General features: G+C 67.1%; 20 protein-coding genes. 15 read left to right on the forward strand and 5 right to left on the reverse strand.

From position 1 onward, the window contains the following. Positions 1-1449, reverse strand: a complete 1449-nt coding sequence (locus tag ACU18_RS16865; protein WP_050687476.1) for a DUF3375 family protein — start codon at positions 1447-1449, stop codon at positions 1-3. A 229-nt stretch (positions 1450-1678) separates the two neighbouring features. On the opposite strand from ACU18_RS16865, the gene ACU18_RS16870 reads away from it, so the two are divergent. From ACU18_RS16870 to ACU18_RS16880, 3 genes are all read left to right on the forward strand, one after another. Beyond that, the gene (locus ACU18_RS16870) at positions 1679-1981 is read left to right on the forward strand and encodes a hypothetical protein (protein WP_050687478.1); all 303 of its coding nucleotides are present in this window, start codon (positions 1679-1681) and stop codon (positions 1979-1981) included. 62 nt (positions 1982-2043) lie between these two features. Next, positions 2044-4041 (forward strand): acyl-CoA dehydrogenase family protein, encoded by a 1998-nt coding sequence (locus ACU18_RS16875; protein WP_050687480.1) that lies wholly within the window; start codon positions 2044-2046, stop codon positions 4039-4041. Between the two features lie 64 nt (positions 4042-4105). Continuing rightward, positions 4106-4768 (forward strand): hypothetical protein, encoded by a 663-nt coding sequence (locus ACU18_RS16880; protein WP_050687482.1) that lies wholly within the window; start codon positions 4106-4108, stop codon positions 4766-4768. A gap of 54 nt (positions 4769-4822) precedes the next feature. On the opposite strand, the gene ACU18_RS16885 is transcribed toward ACU18_RS16880, so the two are convergent. Then, the gene (locus tag ACU18_RS16885) at positions 4823-5221 is read right to left on the reverse strand and encodes a YchJ family protein (protein WP_050687485.1); all 399 of its coding nucleotides are present in this window, start codon (positions 5219-5221) and stop codon (positions 4823-4825) included. Positions 5222-5463: 242 nt separating this feature from the next. Here ACU18_RS16885 and ACU18_RS16890 point away from each other — a divergent pair, with 242 nt between their 5' ends. From ACU18_RS16890 to ACU18_RS16915, 6 genes are all read left to right on the forward strand, one after another. Next, complete coding sequence (locus tag ACU18_RS16890; protein ID WP_050687486.1) at positions 5464-6192, forward strand: hypothetical protein; 729 nt, start codon at positions 5464-5466, stop codon at positions 6190-6192. A gap of 27 nt (positions 6193-6219) precedes the next feature. Continuing rightward, positions 6220-7224, forward strand: a complete 1005-nt coding sequence (locus tag ACU18_RS16895) for an aldo/keto reductase family protein (protein ID WP_050687515.1) — start codon at positions 6220-6222, stop codon at positions 7222-7224. Positions 7225-7231: 7 nt separating this feature from the next. Then, the gene (locus ACU18_RS16900; RefSeq protein ID WP_050687488.1) at positions 7232-8101 is read left to right on the forward strand and encodes an SDR family oxidoreductase; all 870 of its coding nucleotides are present in this window, start codon (positions 7232-7234) and stop codon (positions 8099-8101) included. Between the two features lie 54 nt (positions 8102-8155). Then, positions 8156-9277 (forward strand): sulfite oxidase, encoded by a 1122-nt coding sequence (locus ACU18_RS16905; protein ID WP_050687490.1) that lies wholly within the window; start codon positions 8156-8158, stop codon positions 9275-9277. Positions 9278-9339: 62 nt separating this feature from the next. Next, positions 9340-9726, forward strand: coding sequence for an RNA-binding S4 domain-containing protein (locus ACU18_RS16910; RefSeq protein WP_050687492.1), 387 nt, complete (start codon positions 9340-9342; stop codon positions 9724-9726). Beyond that, positions 9719-11200 carry an amidohydrolase gene (locus tag ACU18_RS16915; protein ID WP_050687494.1) on the forward strand — a complete coding sequence of 494 codons (1482 nt, stop codon included), beginning with the start codon at positions 9719-9721 and terminating at the stop codon, positions 11198-11200. The genes ACU18_RS16910 and ACU18_RS16915 overlap by 8 nt, the downstream gene beginning before the upstream one ends. A gap of 32 nt (positions 11201-11232) precedes the next feature. Here the strand turns inward: ACU18_RS16915 and ACU18_RS16920 are convergent, their stop codons facing one another. From ACU18_RS16920 to ACU18_RS16930, 3 genes are all read right to left on the reverse strand, one after another. Next, positions 11233-11739: a hypothetical protein gene (locus ACU18_RS16920; protein WP_050687495.1), complete on the reverse strand. Its 507-nt coding sequence runs from the start codon at positions 11737-11739 to the stop codon at positions 11233-11235. A gap of 4 nt (positions 11740-11743) precedes the next feature. Continuing rightward, complete coding sequence (locus ACU18_RS16925; protein ID WP_050687497.1) at positions 11744-12988, reverse strand: hypothetical protein; 1245 nt, start codon at positions 12986-12988, stop codon at positions 11744-11746. A gap of 188 nt (positions 12989-13176) precedes the next feature. After that, positions 13177-13557: a PadR family transcriptional regulator gene (locus ACU18_RS16930; RefSeq protein ID WP_050687499.1), complete on the reverse strand. Its 381-nt coding sequence runs from the start codon at positions 13555-13557 to the stop codon at positions 13177-13179. A gap of 128 nt (positions 13558-13685) precedes the next feature. Here ACU18_RS16930 and ACU18_RS16935 point away from each other — a divergent pair, with 128 nt between their 5' ends. From ACU18_RS16935 to ACU18_RS16960, 6 genes are all read left to right on the forward strand, one after another. Then, complete coding sequence (locus ACU18_RS16935; RefSeq protein ID WP_050687501.1) at positions 13686-15218, forward strand: HNH endonuclease signature motif containing protein; 1533 nt, start codon at positions 13686-13688, stop codon at positions 15216-15218. Positions 15219-15315: 97 nt separating this feature from the next. Next, positions 15316-15933, forward strand: coding sequence for a uracil-DNA glycosylase (locus tag ACU18_RS16940; RefSeq protein ID WP_050687503.1), 618 nt, complete (start codon positions 15316-15318; stop codon positions 15931-15933). A 168-nt stretch (positions 15934-16101) separates the two neighbouring features. Beyond that, positions 16102-16824: a FadR/GntR family transcriptional regulator gene (locus tag ACU18_RS16945; RefSeq protein ID WP_050687505.1), complete on the forward strand. Its 723-nt coding sequence runs from the start codon at positions 16102-16104 to the stop codon at positions 16822-16824. 48 nt (positions 16825-16872) lie between these two features. Beyond that, positions 16873-17955: an asparaginase gene (locus ACU18_RS16950; RefSeq protein WP_050687507.1), complete on the forward strand. Its 1083-nt coding sequence runs from the start codon at positions 16873-16875 to the stop codon at positions 17953-17955. 8 nt (positions 17956-17963) lie between these two features. Further along, a complete protein-coding gene (locus tag ACU18_RS16955; RefSeq protein ID WP_050687509.1) occupies positions 17964-19403 on the forward strand; it encodes an aspartate ammonia-lyase in 1440 nt (479 codons plus the stop codon). 32 nt (positions 19404-19435) lie between these two features. After that, the coding region (locus ACU18_RS16960) for an amino acid permease (RefSeq protein WP_157407799.1) at positions 19436-19785 on the forward strand (350 nt) is incomplete at its 3' end.

Below are 19785 nucleotides of genomic sequence, written 5' to 3' on the forward strand. Positions count from 1 at the left end.
TCAATCCTTTGCGAGGGTGACCACCGGCAGGTATGCCCTGCGCCGGGTGCCGTCTATCTGTTCGAAGTCCAGTCCGGCCCAGGCCCCGCGGTCGAAGTCCGCGCCGTCCTGCAGGGCCTGGGAGAGGAGGCCGCGGATGGTGTTGATGTGCTGCTCCCCGGGCGGCAGCTGTTCCCAGGCGTCCGCCAGGGTGGCTGCCCCGGCCATGGCGGAACGGATCGCAGCCGGGTTGGCCTTGCCGGTCCGCGGCGAGCGCACCCGGTCGGAGTCGCTGAACGCGATGGGGTCGGCAAGTTTGGGCGGGGCCGCAAACCCGTCCGGGTCATAAAGCTTCACCATCGACAGCGATTCGAATCCGGCGTTGAAGAGCACCGGTCCGCGGACCAGGCCGGGGCGTTCGCGCTCATACGGGAGTGACCTGATGGCCTGCTCCGCTTCGCGGAGGACCCTGCGGAGCCGGACGGACTGCCGGAAGTCGTCGCTTTGGACGTAGGTGTTGAGGCTTTCGCTGAGCTTGCCGTAGATCCGCTGGATCTGGCTGTGCTGCTGGCGGAGCTCAGCCACCAGGTTCTTCAGGGTCTCCCTGTCATCCGCGGACAGGTCGTCGGCAAACTGCCTGCTGAGGACTTCACCGATGGCGGACCTGAACCGGACCTGTTGCTGCGGGTCCTCCAGGAACGCCGTGAACGACCGGAACGTGCGGCCCTCGGGGCTTTGCCGGAGCCGCTTGTCAGCGGCCAGCACCTGGGCCATCGTGGCGCCCTTGGTCAGGGATTCCTCGATGATCTGGTTGCGGAGTCCGCCCACCAGCTCCTCGATCCGGTCACGCATCTTTTTGTAGTCGGCGGGCAGGCTGGCCGCGAGGTCCAGGATGTTGCCGGCGGCTTCCACGGCGTCGTCGTCATCCAGCACGCCGTCGAAGTCGCCGCTGCTGATGTCCTGGATCAATTGCCGGCGCTCACCGATTTCCTCTTCCAGGGATTCCAGCCGCGCGCTTTGGTCCGGGTTGGTTTCGTTGGCCAGCTTTTCCACGTCGCCCAGGAGGGTGCCCAGGCGGGAGCCGTTCAGGGTGGACCGCTCACTGGACAGGCTGTCCAGGAACGCCAGCACGCGGGCTGCAGGTTCGGTGACCTCATAAACAATCCGGCCCGACTGGTTCCGGCGGGTCAGGAACTGCCGCCGCGTCCATTCATCGCCGAAGGCCTTCCCGTTGGCGCCGCCACCCAGCCCGGGGTCCTGGCGGCGAAGCTCTTCAAGGAAGGAGTCGACGTCGGCGTGGAACTCTTCGAGCGGAAGCTGCGGGCGGGTACGGGTGAAGGATGCCTGCAGCACGGCGATCACCCAGGGAGCCGATCGCGTCAGCGCCCAGGCGGGGCCCTTTGTCAGGAGTTCGAGGTCCCGAAGCCTGGCGCTGATCGCGTCAGCGGATGACCTGGCGGAGCGGGGCACGCACTCTCCTTGGGCTGTGGGTGGGCGGGGTTGCGGCAGCACGGACGGAAAACTGCCAACTACAAGGTTAACGCAGGCGCCGCGACCGGCCCGTGACCTACCTGGCGGTAGTGTTTCGATCCCGTATCAACAGGCCTTTCCCGCGCCCGGGCTCTGGTCCCGCATGCGGCCGCACCCTACGCTCGGTGCTACCGATCTCATCCGAAGCAGCGCCGCAGCAGGGGGACTCATGAGCTTTGATCTCAGCACCGTGGAAACGGGCACCTTGGTTTTCGCCGGAACACTGGTATTTGCCGTCCTCCTGGCCGGGTTCGTGTTGACGGCCGGCCTGCTCGCCCTGGCGCTGCTGGGGGTGGGAAAGGCCACGTGGTTTGTGTTGTCCACCGCACTGCTGGCAGCGGTGCACGGCATCAACGCGGGCTGGGACCGGCTGGTCCACCGGGCCCGGCAGGGAGCCGCTGCCGGCGATTTCCAGGTCCAGCCTGCCACTGGTACGGGAACCTACCCGCGGGTAATCTTGAGTGACAGCTGAAGGGTTCTCCAACCCGGCGGATCCATGGCTTCACCGGCCACTTCGGGCCTAGGAGAAAACCCATGAGCTCCGCTACGGACAGCACCACCGACTCCCCCATCGAAGACACCCCGGTGCCGGCCAGCGACATCGGCGCCGGCATCACGCCGGAGCAGGCCAGGGCCGTGGCCGAAGCTGCCCGGGAAACCGGCTGGGACCGGCCAAGCTTCGCCAAGGGCCTCTACCTCGGAAGTTTCGACCTGGGCCTGGTGCACCCTTGGCCCACACCGGATCCCGCGTCCGTGGCCCGGGGCGAAGAGTTCATGGAACGGCTCACCGCTTTTGCCCGCACCATGTCAGGGCAGGTCATCGAAAGGGACTCCCGGATCCCGGACGAATACATGCGGGGCCTGGCCGGCCTGGGTGTGTTCGGCATGAAGATTCCCGAGGAATACGGCGGCCTGGGCCTGTCGCTGGTGTATTACGGCCGGGCCCTGGCCCTTCTGGGCAGCGTCCATCCGAGCCTGGGCGCCCTGTTGTCCGCACATCTTTCCATTGGCGTGCCGGAACCGGTCAAGGTTTTTGGCTCCCCGGAGCAGAAGCGGGAGTACCTGCCCCGCTGCGCCGAAGGCGCCATCACCGCATTCCTGCTCACGGAGCCGGATGTGGGCAGCGACCCGGCCCGGATGGGCAGTACGGCAACGCCAACGGACGACGGCGACGCCTACATCCTGGACGGCGTGAAGCTCTGGACCACGAACGGCGTGATCGCCGAGCTGGTGGTGGCGATGGCGGTGGTTCCGGCCCGGACGGACCCGGACGGGACCGTGCACAAGGGGGGCATCAGCGCCTTCATTGTGGAAATGGACTCCCCCGGCATCACCGTGGAGAACCGCAACGCCTTTATGGGCCTGCGCGGCATTGAGAACGGCGTCACCCGCTTCCACCAGGTCCGGGTCCCGGCAGCCAACCGCCTGGGCCGTGAAGGCCAGGGGTTGAAGATTGCCCTGACCACCCTCAACACCGGACGGCTTTCCATCCCGGCCCTGTGCGTGGCGTCAGGACGCTGGAGCCTGAAGATCGCCAGGGAATGGTCCAACGCCCGCACCCAATGGGGCCGGCCCGTGGGCGAACACGAGGCGGTGGGTAAAAAGATCGCCTTCATTGCGGCGTCCGCGTTCGCGCTGGATGCGGTGTTTGAACTGTCCGCGGAGCTGGCGGACGCCGGCCAGAAGGACGTCCGCATCGAAGCCGCGCTGGCCAAGCTGTGGGCCACCGAAACGAGCTGCCGGATCGCCGACGAACTGGTGCAGATCCGGGGTGGACGCGGATTTGAGACAGCAGAGTCACTGGCCGCCCGCGGGGAACGGGCAGTGCCTGCGGAACAGCAGCTCCGGGACCTCCGCATCAACAGGATCTTTGAGGGCTCCTCCGAGATCATGCGGCTGCTGATCGCCCGCGATGCCGTGGACGCCCACCTGGCTGCCGCCGGCGATCTTGCCTCGCTGGACGCCAGCCTGTCCGACAAGGCCCGGGCCGCCGTCGGCGCCTCCGGCTTCTACGCCCGGTGGCTGCCCAAACTGGTGGCGGGCGCCGGCATGGATCCGCGGTCCTACGCCGGGTTCGGCCGGCTGGCCAAGCAACTGCGGTTTGTGGAACGGTCCTCCCGCCGCCTGGCCCGGCAGACGTTCTACGGGATGGGCCGCTGGCAGGCGAAACTGGAGCGCAAGCAGGCGTTCCTGGGCCGGGTGGTGGACATCGGCGCCGAGCTGTTCGCCATGACGGCCTGCTGCTCCAGGGCGGAAATGCTGCTGCGGACACAGCCGGAACATGGTGCCGGCGCCTATGAACTGGCCGAAGCCTACTGCGAACAGGCACGGGTCCGGGTCGAGGAACTGTTTGACCAGCTCTGGCGGAACACCGACGACTCCGACACCGCACTGACCCGTAAAGTCCTTGACGGTCATTACACCTGGCTCGAGGCGGGGGTGCTGGACCAGTCCGAAGGTACCGGGCCGTGGATTGCCGACGCTTCGCCCGGCCCCTCGCACAAGGAGAACCTGCACCGGAACTACCGCTGACGCGGCAGGTCACGAAATAATAAGCACCCTTGCTATCACGGCGGGGCGGTGGTTGAGTTGAGCCATGAGCAGCGCACCTGATCCCGAGAACCTTCCGTACCGCGGCGTCCGTGGGGACGCTGCCGCCGGGGACACCTCCCTGACGGACCGGCAGACAGCCGTGGCCCGGGAAAAGGAGCAGTTCGGCGGCATCAAGGTGGGATCGGCTTTTTTCGGCTGGCTGACTGCCACCGGGATGGCGGTGCTTTTGACGGCCCTGGTGGCAGCGGCAGGCACGGCGGTGGGCCTGGCCAGCAACACTGATGTCAACGACGCCGTCAACCAGGCGGCGTCGGACGGAACCGTGGGGCTGGTGGGCATCATCGTCCTGCTGGTCATCCTTTTCCTCTCCTATTACTCCGGCGGTTACGTCGCGGGCCGGATGGCCCGGTTCAACGGTGCCCGGCAGGGCCTGATGGTGTGGATCTGGGCACTTATCGCCGCGATTGTCGTCGCAATCCTGGGGCTGGTGGCAGGCCAGCAGTTCAACGTGCTGGCCAACCTGAACAGCTTTCCCCGGATCCCCGTCAATGAGGGCCAGCTGACCACAACCAGCATCATTGCCGCGGTTGTTGTGGCGCTGATCGCCCTGGTGGGCGCGGTCCTGGGCGGCCTGGCCGGGATGCGGTTCCACCGGAAGGTGGACCGGGCAGGCTTCACGCCTGCCAACGACGCCGACGCATACTGACCGGCCGGAGCCCTTCACCCCGGGCAGGCTTCCCGGCGGCACCGGGTTGCGGCATCAGCCGTGCAGCTGGCCGTCCACGTAAAGCCAGCGGCCATTCTCCCGGACAAACCTGCTGGTTTCATGCAGGATGCCCCGCTCGCCGTCCTGGCGGAAGTAGGCCTTGAACTCCACCGTCCCCTCCGTGTCCAGCGGGCCGCCGCGTGCAGTGGATACGATGTCCAGCCGGCGCCATTGCAGGTCCGGGTCCAGTTCCAGGTCCGCCGGCGCGGTCCGAGGGTGCCACGTCCGCCGCAGATATTCGCTATCCAGCAGGGCAAAGGCCGTGTAGCGCGAACGCATCAACTGCTCCGCCGTGGCTGCAACCGATGCCCCCGAGTGGAACCGGCCACAGCAGTGGCCATACTGCTCGCCGGAAAGGCACCTGCAGTTCGCGTTGCCGGAATCCTCCGCCACTCTGTCCTCTTTTCCGCTTCCGGCTGTTCTCAGCGCCAACCCTGGACCTGATGGCGATCTGCTTCCTCCGACTATAAACGCGGCCGTGATGCCACATCCGGTAACAGGTTCGAAACAACCCGGGACGTGCCGCCCGCGGCGGGGGCACGTGGAGCCAAAAATCCGTATGGTGGAGGGGAAGCTGCCGCCCTGGGGGACGGCTGCCGGTGCGCGCCCCGCTGCCGGCCGAAAGGAGAGCTGACGTGGAGAATCCGGACACGCTCATCCTCAACCTGACCTTTTTGGGCACCATGGGCGTTGCCTTCCTGATGTTCGTCGTGTTGTTCCTCCTGGGCGTCACCACCCTGGTCCTCGCGGGCCTGGGCCGGTTGGTCGCCCTGGTGCTGATGCTCGTCTTCGGCCGCCTCCGCCGGGTGGAATCCATCCGTTTCGGCCCGTCGGGACAGCAGGACCCGGCAGGAACGCCCGACGCCGGGGCTCCCGCCGCAGGCACGCCCTGGCGCGCCCGCGCGGGGCTGCTGCAGGCCGGCCGGATCACTGCGCTGCGCACCGCCGTCGTCCGCCATCCGCTCCTTTCCGCCGCGAAAACCGCCGCCAAGCGGGAACCTGCGGTCCTGTCCGAAGGCTGGGCCGCCGCGGTATCCCAGGCGGACGCGCGCGCCATGGCCAAAGCCCGGGCGGCCGCACCCAACATCAAGGTTTCCGTCCGGGATCTGCCGGACCCCGAGCTTCCTGCCGGAAAAGTTGACGAGGTGGCCCCGCTCGTTGAGTCGGCCCTGGCGGCGAAGACTCCAGCCGGCAGCGCGCCGCGCTCCTTCCAGAAACCCCCGGCGGCACCCCTTTCGCCGCTCGACACGGGGTCACTGATGTCGTTGGCGGGCCCGCCGCAGGGCCCCAAGAGGAAGCCGGCCATGCCAAAGCCCGCCACCACCAATGCCTCCCAAGCCAAGGACCGCCAGCACTTACCCTGAGCAACCATCTGGGCTAGCGTGAAAACCATGGAATTCAGATACCTCGGTAACAGCGGCTTCAAAGTTTCGGAAATTACGTTCGGCAACTGGCTGACGCACGGCTCACAGGTGGAGAACGACGTCGCCTCCCAGTGCGTCCGGGCAGCCCTCGATGCAGGGATCAGCACCTTCGACACGGCCGACGTCTACGCCAATACAGCAGCGGAAACAGTGCTCGGTGACGCCCTGAAGGGCGAACGGCGGGAATCCCTGGAGATCTTCACCAAGGTCTACGGACCCACCGGCCCCAAGGGCAAAAACGACCTGGGCCTGTCCCGCAAACACATCATGGAGTCCATCAACGGTTCCCTGGCCCGGCTGCAGACCGACTACGTGGACCTTTACCAGGCCCACCGGTATGACTTCGAAACGCCCCTCGAAGAGACCATGCAGGCGTTCGCGGACGTGGTCCGGCAGGGCAAGGCGCTGTACATCGGGGTCAGCGAATGGACGGCGGAGCAGCTCAGGGACGGTCACGCACTGGCGAAGGACCTGGGCTTCCAGCTGATTTCCAACCAGCCGCAGTACAACATGCTGTGGCGTGTCATCGAGGCCGACATTGTGCCCGCCTCCGAGGAGCTGGGCGTGTCCCAGATCGTCTGGTCCCCGATGGGGCAGGGTGTGCTGAGCGGCAAGTATCTGCCCGGCCAGCCTGCACCGGAGGGCAGCCGCGCCACCGACGACAAGGGCGGCGCCAAAATGATCCAGCGCTGGATGCGCGACGACGTGCTGGCCGGTGTGCAGGACCTCAAGCCGATCGCCGCGGAAGCCGGGCTGACCATGCCGCAGCTCGCGGTGGCCTGGGTGCTGCAGAACCCCAACGTCGCTTCGGCCATCGTGGGTGCTTCCCGGCCGGAACAGATCGCTGACAGCGTGGCCGCTGCCGGTGTCACCCTCGACCCGGACGTGATGAAGAAAATTGACGACGCCATCGGTTCGCTGGCCGAGCGCGATCCTGCGCTGACCAAGTCGCCCGAGAAGCGCGAAGCGTAGGCCGGCCATGGCGTCCGAACCCAGCCCGGAAAACCTTCCGCAGCTCGCTGTCACCGGATCCACCGGCGGCCTGGGCGGGATGGTGGCCCGGCAACTGTCCGCGGACGGCACGGCCCAGCGCCTGCTGGCCCGTGACCCGTCCCGGGCGCCGCAGCTGGACAACGCCCCGACCCTTGCCTGCAGCTACGGCGACGCCGCGGCCGCCGAACAGGCACTGGCGGGAGCCAAGCTCCTGTTTATGGTCTCCGCGGCCGAAACCGAGGACCGGGTGCAGCAGCACTACGCCTTCATTGATGCCGCAGTACGTGCCGGCGTGGAGCACGTGGTGTATACGTCCTTCTACGGTGCCGCCCCGGACGCCACCTTCACCCTGGCCCGGGACCATTTCGCCACGGAGCAGCACATCCGCGCTTCCGGGATGGGGTTCACGTTCCTCCGGGACAATTTCTACCTCGACTTCCTGCCGCTGCTGGCGGATGGCGGGGGAGTGATCCGCGGTCCTGCAGGGAATGGCGCCTTCTCCGGGGTCGCTCGCGAGGACGTGGCCCGGAGCGCGGTGGCCGTCCTCCGGGATCCGGCGATCCACCGGGGCATGACGTATAACCTGACGGGCCCCGAGGAGCTCACACTGTCCCAGGCCGCCGCCGTCATGACGGCTGGAACCGGCCGCACCATCAGCTACGAGCCGGAGACCCTACAGGAGGCGTACGCGTCCAGGGCCTCCTACGGCGCCCCGGACTGGCAGCTTGATGCTTGGGTCAGCACCTACACGGCGATGGCGGCAGGCCACATGGCCGGCGTTTCGCCCGACGTGCATGGGCTGACCGGGCAGGACCCCATCAGCCTGGCGGAGTTCCTGACCCGGACGCAGCTGTAGTTGTTGACGGCCGGGATAAAGCAGGCGTAAACCAGTCCTGAGGAGCGCAGCGCCATGGCACAGATCCACGACTTCCAGCAATCCACGCAGTACCCGTGGCCAGTCGGGGTTCCCGCGCCGGCCGGGCCGACCGACGGCCCGCTCACGCCGCCCGAGCTGCAGCTGGCGGCCCGGAACCATGCCATGCCGCTGGAGGCGCTCCGCCGGGACTTCACCGCGCCGGGTCTGCACTACGTCCTGACCCACTTCGACATTCCGGACCTTGATGCCGCCACCTGGCACCTGCAGGTTGGCGGAGCCGTGGAACGCTCGCTGGAAATCAGCATGGCCGCGCTGAGGAAAGAACCCGGCATCACGGTGCCGGTGACCCTTGAATGCGCCGGCAACGGCCGGTCGCTGCTGGCGCCTCGGCCGGTCAGCCAGCCGTGGGTTCTTGAGGCCGTGGGGACGGCCAACTGGACCGGTGTTCCGCTGTCCCACCTGCTGGGGAAGGCAGGGGTCCTGCCGCAGGCCGTTGAGGTGGTGTTTACCGGCGTCGACGCCGGAATCCAGGGTGGCGTCCCACAGAAGTTTGCGCGGAGCCTGCCGATCCACGAGGCGATGCGGCCCGACGTCGTCCTCGCCTACGCCATGAACGGCGGCGACCTGCCGCCCCAGCACGGCCATCCGCTGCGCCTGGTGGTTCCGGGCTGGTACGGGATGGCGAGCGTGAAATGGCTGGAATCCATCGAGGTGGTCACGGCCCCCTTTGCGGGCTACCAGCAGCAGGACGCGTACCGGTACCAGGATTCCGCTGACGACGCCGGCACCCCGGTTTCGCGGATCAGGGTGCGTTCGCTGATGGTTCCGCCGGGAGTCCCGGACTTTTTCACGCGCCACCGGGTGGTGCCGCGGGGGCAGGTGCTGCTGGAAGGGCGGGCCTGGTCCGGGCAGGGAGCGGTGACCGGCGTCGAAGTTGGCGTGGACGGCCAATGGATGCCCGCGCAGCTGGAAAAATCCCTGGGTGGGTACGCCTGGCGGAAGTGGACGGTGCCGTGGACCGCCGATCCCGGCGAACACGTCCTGTGCTGCCGCGCCACTGACGACACCGGCGCCACCCAGCCCCTGGAGCAGAACTGGAACTACCAGGGGATGGGCAACAACATGGTGCACCGGGTGTCAGTCCGCGTCGACTAGGACCCCCGGCGGGAAAGCCGCCGCCTGAGCCGCAGGCCGCGGCGCTATACTCGGTGCCAGCCATGACCAGCATTCCATCCTCCCCCGCCAGTGTCCGCATCGATGCGTGGCTGTGGGCTGTCCGCGCCTACAAGACCCGCTCCGCGTCCACGGCCGCGTGCCGGGCCGGTCACGTCCGCCTGAACGGCAGCCCGGCCAAGGCATCGGCAACCCTGGTGACCGGCGATACCGTCACCGTCCGCATGTCCGGCTATGAACGCACCCTGGAGGTGCGCCGGCTGCTCGCCAAACGTGTGGGCGCTGAGGTGGCTTCGCACTGCTTCACCGACCACACCCCGCCCCGCCCGGTGGCCCCGGCGCTGGGCCTGCCGCAGCGTGACCGCGGGGCCGGCCGGCCCACCAAGAAGGACCGCCGTGAAATGGAGCGGCTGTCGGGCCGGCATGACTGAGCTGATCCTCGCGGCAGTCCGCCTGCCTGCCGGGGACGGGCCGGACGGGCCCCTCAACCTCCACCTTCGTGATGGCATCGTGGCAGGCGTCAGCACCGGGCCGTTGGCAGGTGCCGCCGGCATTGAAGTCCTCGACTGCGACGGCCGGTTTGTCATACCCGGGCTCTGGGACGAGCACGTACACCTGAACCAGTGGGCCATGCACGCCAACCGGATCGACCTGTCAGGTGCGGCCTCGGCACTCGGGGCGGCGGCCGCCGTCGAACGCCACCTGCTGGCCGCACCCGGCAGCGACGTCACTGCCGTGGGGGTGGGGTTCCGCGACGCACTGTGGCCTGATGCGCCAACACTGGAGCTGTTGGACGGGGCAACGGGAGACCGGCCCACCGCCCTGATCAGCCACGACCTGCACTGCGTGTGGGTCAACAATGCTGCCGCCCGCCGCCATTCCCTGGCTGTGGACGGGTCCGGGTTGCTGCGGGAGGAACCGGCGTTCCTCCTGACCCGCGAGCTGGGCCGGCTGCCGGACGACGTCCTGGATGAGTGGGTGCAACAGGCAGCCCGGGCGGCCGCTGCAAAAGGCATCGTGGGCCTGGTCGACTTCGAAATGACGTGGAACCGTGATCCGTGGCTGCGCAGGTTCGGTGCGGGCTTCGACACCCTCCGGGTCGAGGCCGGGGTGTATCCGCAGGACCTCGAACGCGCGGCGGGGCTGGGCATGCGGACCGGCGTGGAACTTCCCGGCGGCGGCGGGCTGTTGCGGACAGGTCCCTTGAAGGTGCTCATCGACGGGTCGCTCAACACCCGCACCGCTTACTGCGTTGATCCCTACCCCTTTGGTGGGCACGGCCTGCTCACGGTGGACGAAGCCGAACTTCTGGACCTGCTGGTGCGGGCCCGCGGGACAGGCTTTGTGCCCGCTGTGCATGCGATCGGCGACGCTGCCAACCAGCTGGCCCTGGACGCCTTCGAGCGGGCGTGCATTGGCGGGCGGATCGAGCATGCGCAGTTTGTCCGCGCCGATGACTTTGCCCGCTTTGGCCGGCTGGGAGTGGTGGCCAGCGTGCAGCCGTGCCACGCCCTCGATGACCGGGATGCGGCCGATTCCAACTGGCCGGGCCGGACGGACCGGGCGTTTCCGTTGCGCCGGCTGCTGGATGCGGGCGCAACACTCGCTTTCGGTTCGGACGCGCCGGTGGCGCCGCTGGATCCGTGGGCGGCCATGTCCGCCGCCACCACCCGTTCGGCTTTTGACGGCCGGGAGCCCTGGCATCCGGCTGAAGCCATCACCCGCCGGCAGGCCCTGGCAGCCTCCACGCGGGGCCGCGGGACGGTCCGGGTGGGCGACCCGGCCGACCTTGTACTCCTGGACGCGGATCCGCTGGCCGTTCCGGACCCGGATTTCGCCGCCATGCCGGTGGCAGGCACGCTGGTGGCCGGGCGTTTCACATACGACGGCGGGATGCCCGGTTAGCTTTTGGTGTCACCGCTGCGGACCGGAATGGCCTACCCGGCGACGCGCGCCTGCTCTAGGTTCGCGAACGGCAACCGCCCATAGGACTCGACGAAGGCGGCGTGGTACCCGGCTTCCGCGGCGCTGAGCTGTTCGGCTGACATCTCCTTCCAGGCGACCACCAACGACTCCGAGTCGAGCAGTTGCCAGACCAGCCGGCCGTCCCAGTGGCCCGGCGGGCGGGCCCGGCCGAAGTCCAGGAACTCCTGGATCTGGCGGCGCAGGCCCCGGTTGCCCTTGCTTCCCGGGCCTGCCTTGCCGAGGTACAGGACAGCTGCGCCGTCCACCCACTCAGCGGCGAGCGCATCCTTCGGCAGGGTGGGGCTGCGTTTTTTGAAGGTACCGGCCGTGCTGGTCTTCAGGTACCGGGGTTCGAAATCCGCCGGCGCCATGATGGTGAAGATTCCCGGCCCTTGGGGAACCCTGATGATGGCGAGGTCTTCGATTGCCCTGAAGCCTGCAAAGCCCTCGGCTTTCAGGCCCTTCTTGCTGAACTGCATAACTTCATTGAACAGCATTGCCGGGACCCAGCGTGCCGGGCCGCCCGGACAGATGGTGTCCCGGCTCCGGCCGGGCCCTCTTGCGGACTCCCATCAGTACCAGAATGACGGCGGCAACCACAGGTGAAAGGAAGCCGGCCGCGGCAACAAGCATGAGTCCTGGCCAGATCCCTGCCACGGCCATAAAAGCCACGCCAAAGATGCGCAGTGACCGGCCGCCGGGCAGGAGCCGTCCCAGTGGGAGCACCAAAGCGCAGCCCATAAGGCTGGCCGCGACCAGCGTCACCGGCCACTGCCGTGGATGGCCCGCACCGAGGAGCTGGGCAACTGCCTCCATGATGAGAGCTGCGCAGCAGAGCAGGACGGACCACCGGATGACCTTGCCCACCACGGGCGCAAGAATTCGTCCGGCCGCGAGGACCACCGATACGGCAGTAACAGCGCCGGCGCCTAAGCCAAGGTTCATGGCCCTGGTGGAGTCCGAGGCGAAGGACGTCCATTCGCTGCCGGCGAGGGCGAATGCGGCACAGGCCAAACCCAGTACCAAGCCAAAAAGGGCCCCGGTTCGTGCCGCCTTGCGGTCCCGGCCGGCAAGCCGGGGTGCGGGCATCCGGTGCCTGTCTGCCGCGGCATGTGCCGTGGGTCCGGACGAGCCAACTGATGCGGTGTTTTGCGTCCAGCCGGAATCAGCCGGGGATCCGGTCCCTCCGCTACCCATCCGCAAAGCCACAATCAGGACCACCACGGCCACAATGGTGTTCAGGAACTGGCCAATCATGATCATGGCGCCTAAGACCACGGCTGACGGGACCGCCACCAGGGCAGACAATGCCATCTGCCGGAACAGCGTGCCGCGGACCCGCAGGACGGCGTTCACCGGTGCCAGGAGGAAGATGGTTCCCGCCGCCCAGCCTGCGGCAACAAACAGCAGGGAAGCGGATCCAAACCAACTGTTCCCCTGTGCCAGGTCTGCTTCCTCGAAGCCCACGGCGATGCTGGACAGTGACAGCCCCGCCAATGCGCACGCCGGAACGGCTATTACTGCGGTAAAGAGCGCCGCCGGAGCCGATAGCCTGCCGGTACGGTGCATCAGCGCTGTCGCTGCGAGGGACAAACCAAGCGGTCCTGCAAAAGACGCCAAAAGCATCCTGAAGGCTTGTGTTTCCGGCGGCAGTGACGTGCTGGTCAGCAGCAGTGCCACGGCTCCGGCGAAAGCCAGGGCCGACACCGCAGCGAAGACCGCGGCCACGCGGGGTGTCGCTCTTTCTCCGAGACCGTGGGAACGCAGGGACCACACGTCCGCCCGGGATGGCCGCGATAGACCCCGCTCCGCGGCGTCTTGTTCAAGGGTGGCCAACATGACGGCCCCATTCCTGACCCGCCACGAGTGCGGATACCAACGCAGCAGCCGGCCGTACCGATTACGCAGGTCCCTGCTCATGTGGCCAGCCCAGGGAGATCTGTCTGCCCCTTGCTCACCCTTGCCGCCGAGGCAGGCTTCACAGGCAACGGCCGGCGCCCGCCAAGCCTGCTTTCCGCCGCACGCAACCTTGCAGCAAGGCGTTCTGCTTCAGCGGACAACGACTGGCGTCCTTCATCCGTAAGTTCGTAGTACCGCCTGGCACGACCGTCCACGGTCTCATCGCCCGCATGCCGGACCTTGCCGTCCCGCTCCAGCCGCTCAAGGCTGGCGTACAGGGTTGTAACCCTGATGGTCTGGCTGCCCGCAGCGAGCTGTTCAACGTCCCGCAGGATGGCGTAGCCGTGCTGGCGGCCTCCCGCGAGCGCCGTGAGGATCCAGAAAATTGCCTCGGTCATAGTGGCGAATATATACCCGCTTCGGGAATATAACCACAATTGAATCTGAGCTAGTTTACGCTGTTGAAGTTGTCCACATACGGGACTTTCTTTCCAGCTCCACCGACGGATTCCCGGAAAATTGAGGTATGGACCTTCGCGAGCACCTGGCGGCTATAACGGACGTTGCCAGCAACGCCGGGTCTTCCCTGCCGGCCGCGCTGCAGCTGGTGGCAACCGCGCACATCTGTCCCGATGACGCGGGGATGATCAACCAGCTTCGACTGCTGGAGGACCTGAAGTCGGCAGCCGCGGCCCTGCAGGCACGGATCGCCGTTGCCTTTGACCGCTCGCAGCGCCGGGAACAGGCCGCCTCAGGCATCGCCGCCGCAGACCTTGGAGCCGGGGTTGCTGCGCAGATTGCATTGGCCCGGCGTGAGTCTCCCGCCAGGGGTGGCCGGCTGCTCGGAATGGCCAAAGCGCTGATCGAAATGCCCCATGCCGCCGAGGCCTTGGCAGGCGGCAGCCTCAACGAATGGCGGACCATCCTCGCGGTGCGGGAAACCGCGCACCTATCCGTGGATGACCGCCGGGCGGTGGACGCCGAGTTCGGACCGGATTACGGGTCCTTGGCGGACGCCGGGGACCGGTCACTCGTTGCGGCAATCCGGGCCGCAGCGTACAGGCGCGATCCCCGGTCGGTTGCCCGGCGTGCAAGCCACGCTGCGGCGGAGCGCACCGTAAGCCTCAGGCCTGCACCGGACACCATGGCCTATCTCACCGCCCTGCTGCCGGTTGCAGAAGGGGTAGCGGTTTACGCCGACCTGACACGCCATGCCGATTCAGCGCGTTCAGCCGGCGACGGCCGCACCAAAGGCCAACTGATGGCGGATGAGCTGGTGGAGCGCGTGACAGGTACCCCCGGCGGCATCACCGGCATCGAAATCCAGTTGGTCATGACGGACAGGACACTCTTCCAAGCCGACAGTGAACCTGCCCGGCTCGCAGGCTACGGCGTTGTCCCCGCCGAATGGGCGCGGGCGGCGGTCCTGGATGGTGCGGCAGCCGCCTCTCCAGCTGCCAACCAGCTCCCTCTGGACCGAGAGCCCGCTCCCGGCCAGCCCGCCTTGGCTGCTTGGATTCGCCGGCTGTATGTCGCACCGGAAACCGGCGAGCTGGTGGCAATGGATTCGAAAGCCCGGCTTTTTCCGCCTGGCCTCAAACGCTTCCTCCAGGTGCGCGACCAGCTATGCCGCACTCCCTACTGTGACGCGCCCATCCGGCATTACGACCACGTTGTCCCCTGGCGTGAGGACAAAAACACAAGCGACGCCAATGGGCAGGGGCTTTGCGAGGCCTGCAACCAAGCAAAGGAATCGGCAGGTTGGTCTGCACTGACAGTGCCAGGCACCGGGCACCACATCGACAGCAGAAATACTCAAGCCAGAAAGCAGGCCGCGGAAACCAGGCATGCAGTAGGCAACAACCACGCTGCAGCCAACAGCCACATCGCAGACAGCAGCCATGCCGAGGCCAGCAGCCGGCCCGCCGACACCCTTCCCGCAGCTACAAGACACGCGGTGGACACCAGGACACCCACCGGCCACACCTACCGGTCCGTCGCGCCGGCCCTCCCCGGAACCTTCCGCTGGCCTATACCGCTCCCCGAGGAGTCAGGCTGAAGCCGGTGTTTGGAGGCGCTCTGCCACCTGCACCCGGGAAAGCGTAGAGTGGCATAGGACGCCTGATTCTGGACGCCTTGCTGCCGAGGGAGAAATCGTGACGATTGATTGGGACGAAAAAAAGGCCCTGCTACAGGAACCGAACATCGCCAAGGTGACCCAGCTTTGCGATGAACTGATGGAAAAGAAGCCGGGTTCCACCGTCCCGTACATTGACCCGGTGCATGACGAGGACGAATGCCGCATCGTCACCCTGCAGGTCAGCCCCGGCAAGGGCACCGAATCAGGTTTTGTGTCGCACAACAATGACGACGAGGGTGCCCGACGCGCCACCCAGATCTACGAGATCGCCGAACTCGACCCCCGCTACGTAATGCCTTGGAACGCGTACCCGTGGGTCAGGGACCCTGGCCTTCCCTCCGCGCTGAGTGTGCAGGAGAAGACAGACGGACTCCGGCCGTTCCGCCAGTTCCTCAAGATCAATTCGCGGGTCTCGGCAATCATCGCCCACGGCACGGATGCCTCCGCATTCCTCACCCTGTTCGAAAAGACGTACCACTCGTCCCTCCGGAACAGCGGCATCAAGGTCTACAAGGCCTCCGCGCTTGGCGGGCGGGCCTTTGCCGTATCCGAAACGAAGCAGGAAGAACTCCTCACCAAGAGCGTGGAGACCTACAAGGACGCCATGCAGCGGGCAGGCATCCAGCACCTCTGACACCCCACCGGGCAATCCCGGCCGGGGCAGCAGCACCTGCCCGGGCTCCATTGGTGCACCCGGAATGCGTGCGGCCCGGACAGCAATTCCCGAAGTACCTGACCAGCATTCCCGGAAATAAACGGAAACCGCATTGACACTCGGTGTGACCGGTGCCATATTTAAGGCGTGAACCTGTCAGACAGCCGGACAGCAGGACATCCTGCCCGTACCCGCCCACCATCCCGGCCCTTGGCCCGCCTCAGCGCCGCGGAAGCTGTCTTTAATGCGATCCGGGACGACATCGAGTCAGGTGTGGTACCGGTGGGCAGCAAGCTTGATTCCGAGGCCACCCTCTCCCAGCAATACGGTGTCAGCCGTTCGGTCATCCGCGAAGCGTTGCGCTCCTGCACCGCGCTGGGCCTGACGGTCACCAAAACCGGCAAGGGCACCTTTGTGATGGCCAACAAAGTAGCCAACGACCTCACCCTGGGCCAGTATTCAGCCCGGGACCTCACGGAGGCCCGCCCCCACATCGAAATCCCGGCCGCCGGGCTCGCCGCCCACCGGCGCACGGATGAGGAGCTGGAAACCCTCCGCCACATCGTTGCAGCCATGGCTGCGGAGACCGACCTGGAATCCTGGGTTTCGCTGGACTCCAGCTTCCACGCCACGATCGCCCGGGCCAGCGGCAACAAGGTCTTCGCCAGCGTGGTGTCAGACATCCGCGAGGCCCTGGCCCACCAGTCGGAAACCCTGAACATGGTGGCCGACCGCCAGCACGCCTCCGACATCGAGCACCAGCAGATCCTCGCCGCCATCGAAGCGGGCTCCGCCGATGATGCCCGCTCCGCCATGTCACACCACTTGAACGCCGTGGGCCTGGCCCTGGACTCAATCCTCAACAAGTAACCGCGAAGCCCCCACCAGTAGCCACCAAGCAACCTACCCAAGGACTCCATGCCCTCCCCGATGTTTTCCGCTGCCCACGAGGCCCACCGCGCCCTGCCCGGCCATGTACCCCTGGTCACCGCAACCCGCGACGGCCTCGTGGAAAGTGTCCACTACGGCTCCGCCATCGCCATCAGCGCCGACGGCGCAACAATGGCATCAGCCGGCGAACCCCTGGCGCCGTTTTACCCGCGCTCATCGCTGAAGCCCTTGCAGGCAGTGGCCATGCTCCGCGCCGGGCTCGTCCTGCCCATGGACCTGCTGGCCCTGGCAGCGGCCAGCCACTCCGGCGCCGCCCGGCACCGCGACGGCGCCCTGCGCATTCTCGAGATGCACTCCCTCACCCAGGGCTCATTGGAAAACAGCACCGACCTGCCCTACGGCACCACCGAACGCGAGGATTGGCTCCGTGACGGCGGCGCCGCCAGCCAGCTCACCCAGAACTGCTCCGGCAAGCACGCCGCCATGGCCGCCACGTGCGTCATCAACGGCTGGCCGGTCCAGGGCTACCTGGCACCGGATCACCCGCTTCAGCAGCTGGTGGCCGAAACCATCATCGACCTGACCGGCGAGGAGCCCCTGGCCGTCAGCACCGACGGCTGCGGCACGCCCCTGTTCGCCCTGACCCTGCGCGGGATGGCCCGCGCCTTCGGCCGGATTGCGCGCGCCGCCGCGGTCGACGACGGCACCCCGGAAGCCGCCGTCGGGCTTGCCATGATGCAGCACCCGGACATGGTGGCCGGGGAAGGCAGGGACGTCACCACCCTCATGCGCCTGCTTCCCGGCGCCGTGGCCAAGGACGGCTTTGAAGGCATCCAGCTGGTTGGGCTGGCGGACGGCAGCGCCGTGGCGGTAAAGATTTCCGACGGCGGCGACCGCGCCAGGATGCCCGCCACCACCACCCTCCTGGGCAGCCTGGGCGTGGACACCGCACCCCTCGCAGCCATCGCCGGCTCCCCCGTGCTGGGCGGCGGCCACCAGGTGGGTGCCCTGCAGGCCACCGATTTCCTGACCCGGGCAGCGCCTCCCGTCGCCGGCCACCCCAAAACCCCCGAACCTGCCCAGTCCAAGCCCGTCAACGAAGCCCCGTGAGGACCACCATGACCACCCTGAACAACACCGCAACCGCCGCCCCCGGCCTCCGGTCCGAACATGACCTGCTGGGCGACCGCGACGTCCCGGCCGATGCCTACTGGGGTGTCCACACCCTCCGCGCCGTTGAAAACTTCCCCATCACCGGCCAGAAGCTCTCCTCCAACATGCACCTGGTCCGTGGCTTGGCGGCCGTGAAACTGGCCGCAGCCCGCACCAACCGGGAGCTCGGGCTGCTGGACGCGGAGCGCTCAGACGCCATCGAACAGGCCTGCCAGGACATCATGGCCGGCCAGCTGAGCGAACAGTTTGTGGTGGACGTCATCCAGGGCGGCGCGGGGACGTCGTCGAACATGAACGCCAACGAGGTCATCGCCAACCGTGCCCTGGAAATCCTGGGCCACCCCAAAGGCGACTACGCCAGGCTGCACCCCAACGACCATGTGAACCTCAGCCAGTCCACCAACGACGTCTACCCCACGGCCGTCAAACTGGGCACCATCTTCGCCGCCCGGGAACTCCTCGACGCACTTGCCGAACTTGAGGAGGCCTGCGCGTCGAAGGCGCTGGAATTCCGGACCGTGGTGAAGATGGGCCGGACCCAGCTCCAGGACGCCGTGCCCATGACCCTGGGCCAGGAGTTCGGCACCTACGCCGTCACCATCGGCGAGGACCGGCTCCGGCTGGCCGAGGCCGAACTGCTCATCCACGAAATCAACCTGGGTGCCACGGCCATCGGAACGGGCCTGAACGCCCCCGCCGGCTACGCCGGGGCAGCCTGCCGGCACCTGGCCGCCATCACCGGCCTGCCGCTGGTGACCGCCGTCGACCTCATCGAAGCCACCCAGGACGTCGGCGCATTTGTGCACCTGTCCGGTGTGCTGAAGCGTGTGGCCGTGAAACTCTCCAAGATCTGCAACGACCTCCGCCTGCTCTCCTCCGGCCCCCGCGCGGGATTCGGCGAGATCAACCTTCCGGCCGTGCAGTCCGGATCCTCGATCATGCCCGGCAAGATCAATCCGGTCATCCCGGAAGTTGTCTCCCAGGTGGCCTACGAGGTCATCGGCAACGACGTGACCATCACCATGGCCGCCGAAGCCGGACAACTTCAGCTCAACGCCTTCGAACCCATCATTGTCCACAGCCTCCACAAGAGCATTTCACACCTGGAAGCAGCCTGCCGCACCCTCACGGCCCGCTGCATCCGGGGCATCACCGCCAACACCGAACGGCTCCGCCTCACCGTGGAGCAGTCCATCGGACTGGTCACCGCCCTGAACCCCCAACTGGGCTACGCCACTGCCACCGCCATTGCGCAGGAAGCCCTCGCCACCGGCAAGGGTGTGGCCGAACTGGTCCTTGAACACGGACTCCTTACCTCTGAACAGCTTCAGGAACTCCTCAGCCCCGAACGCCTTGCCAACCTCAGCAACCAGGCTCCGGCCTGACCCTGAACCCGGCACATCAAAGGACACCCCCCATGACAAACTCCCCCATTCCCGACCACCTGATTGATGGTGGCCACGCCCATGCGACCGAGTCGTCCCTGCACGCTGAGGACGCGGGTTACCACAAGAACCTGAAGCCGCGGCAGATCCAGATGATCGCCATTGGCGGTGCGATCGGTACCGGCCTGTTCCTGGGCGCCGGTGGCCGCTTGGCCGAGGCTGGCCCGTCGCTGGTGATCGCGTACGCGGTGTGTGGTTTCTTCGCGTTCCTGATCCTCCGGGCCCTCGGTGAACTGGTCCTGCACCGGCCCTCGTCCGGTTCCTTCGTTTCCTACGCCCGGGAGTTCTTCGGCGAGAAGGCGGCGTTTGTTTCCGGCTGGTT

Origin of the sequence: Arthrobacter sp. ZBG10, from assembly GCF_001238605.1 — a bacterium.
GTDB lineage: Bacteria > Actinomycetota > Actinomycetes > Actinomycetales > Micrococcaceae > Arthrobacter.

Coding starts and splice junctions, on each gene's coding strand:
- ACU18_RS16915 (WP_050687494.1), top strand. CDS start 9,719: ATGACTGAGCTGATCCTCGCGGCAGTCCGCCTGCCTGCCGGGGACGGG.
- ACU18_RS16875 (WP_050687480.1), top strand. CDS start 2,044: ATGAGCTCCGCTACGGACAGCACCACCGACTCCCCCATCGAAGACACC.
- ACU18_RS16950 (WP_050687507.1), top strand. CDS start 16,873: ATGCCCTCCCCGATGTTTTCCGCTGCCCACGAGGCCCACCGCGCCCTG.
- ACU18_RS16930 (WP_050687499.1), bottom strand. CDS start 13,557: ATGACCGAGGCAATTTTCTGGATCCTCACGGCGCTCGCGGGAGGCCGC.
- ACU18_RS16910 (WP_050687492.1), top strand. CDS start 9,340: ATGACCAGCATTCCATCCTCCCCCGCCAGTGTCCGCATCGATGCGTGG.
- ACU18_RS16900 (WP_050687488.1), top strand. CDS start 7,232: ATGGCGTCCGAACCCAGCCCGGAAAACCTTCCGCAGCTCGCTGTCACC.
- ACU18_RS16920 (WP_050687495.1), bottom strand. CDS start 11,739: ATGCAGTTCAGCAAGAAGGGCCTGAAAGCCGAGGGCTTTGCAGGCTTC.
- ACU18_RS16905 (WP_050687490.1), top strand. CDS start 8,156: ATGGCACAGATCCACGACTTCCAGCAATCCACGCAGTACCCGTGGCCA.
- ACU18_RS16955 (WP_050687509.1), top strand. CDS start 17,964: ATGACCACCCTGAACAACACCGCAACCGCCGCCCCCGGCCTCCGGTCC.
- ACU18_RS16870 (WP_050687478.1), top strand. CDS start 1,679: ATGAGCTTTGATCTCAGCACCGTGGAAACGGGCACCTTGGTTTTCGCC.
- ACU18_RS16895 (WP_050687515.1), top strand. CDS start 6,220: ATGGAATTCAGATACCTCGGTAACAGCGGCTTCAAAGTTTCGGAAATT.
- ACU18_RS16880 (WP_050687482.1), top strand. CDS start 4,106: ATGAGCAGCGCACCTGATCCCGAGAACCTTCCGTACCGCGGCGTCCGT.
- ACU18_RS16935 (WP_050687501.1), top strand. CDS start 13,686: ATGGACCTTCGCGAGCACCTGGCGGCTATAACGGACGTTGCCAGCAAC.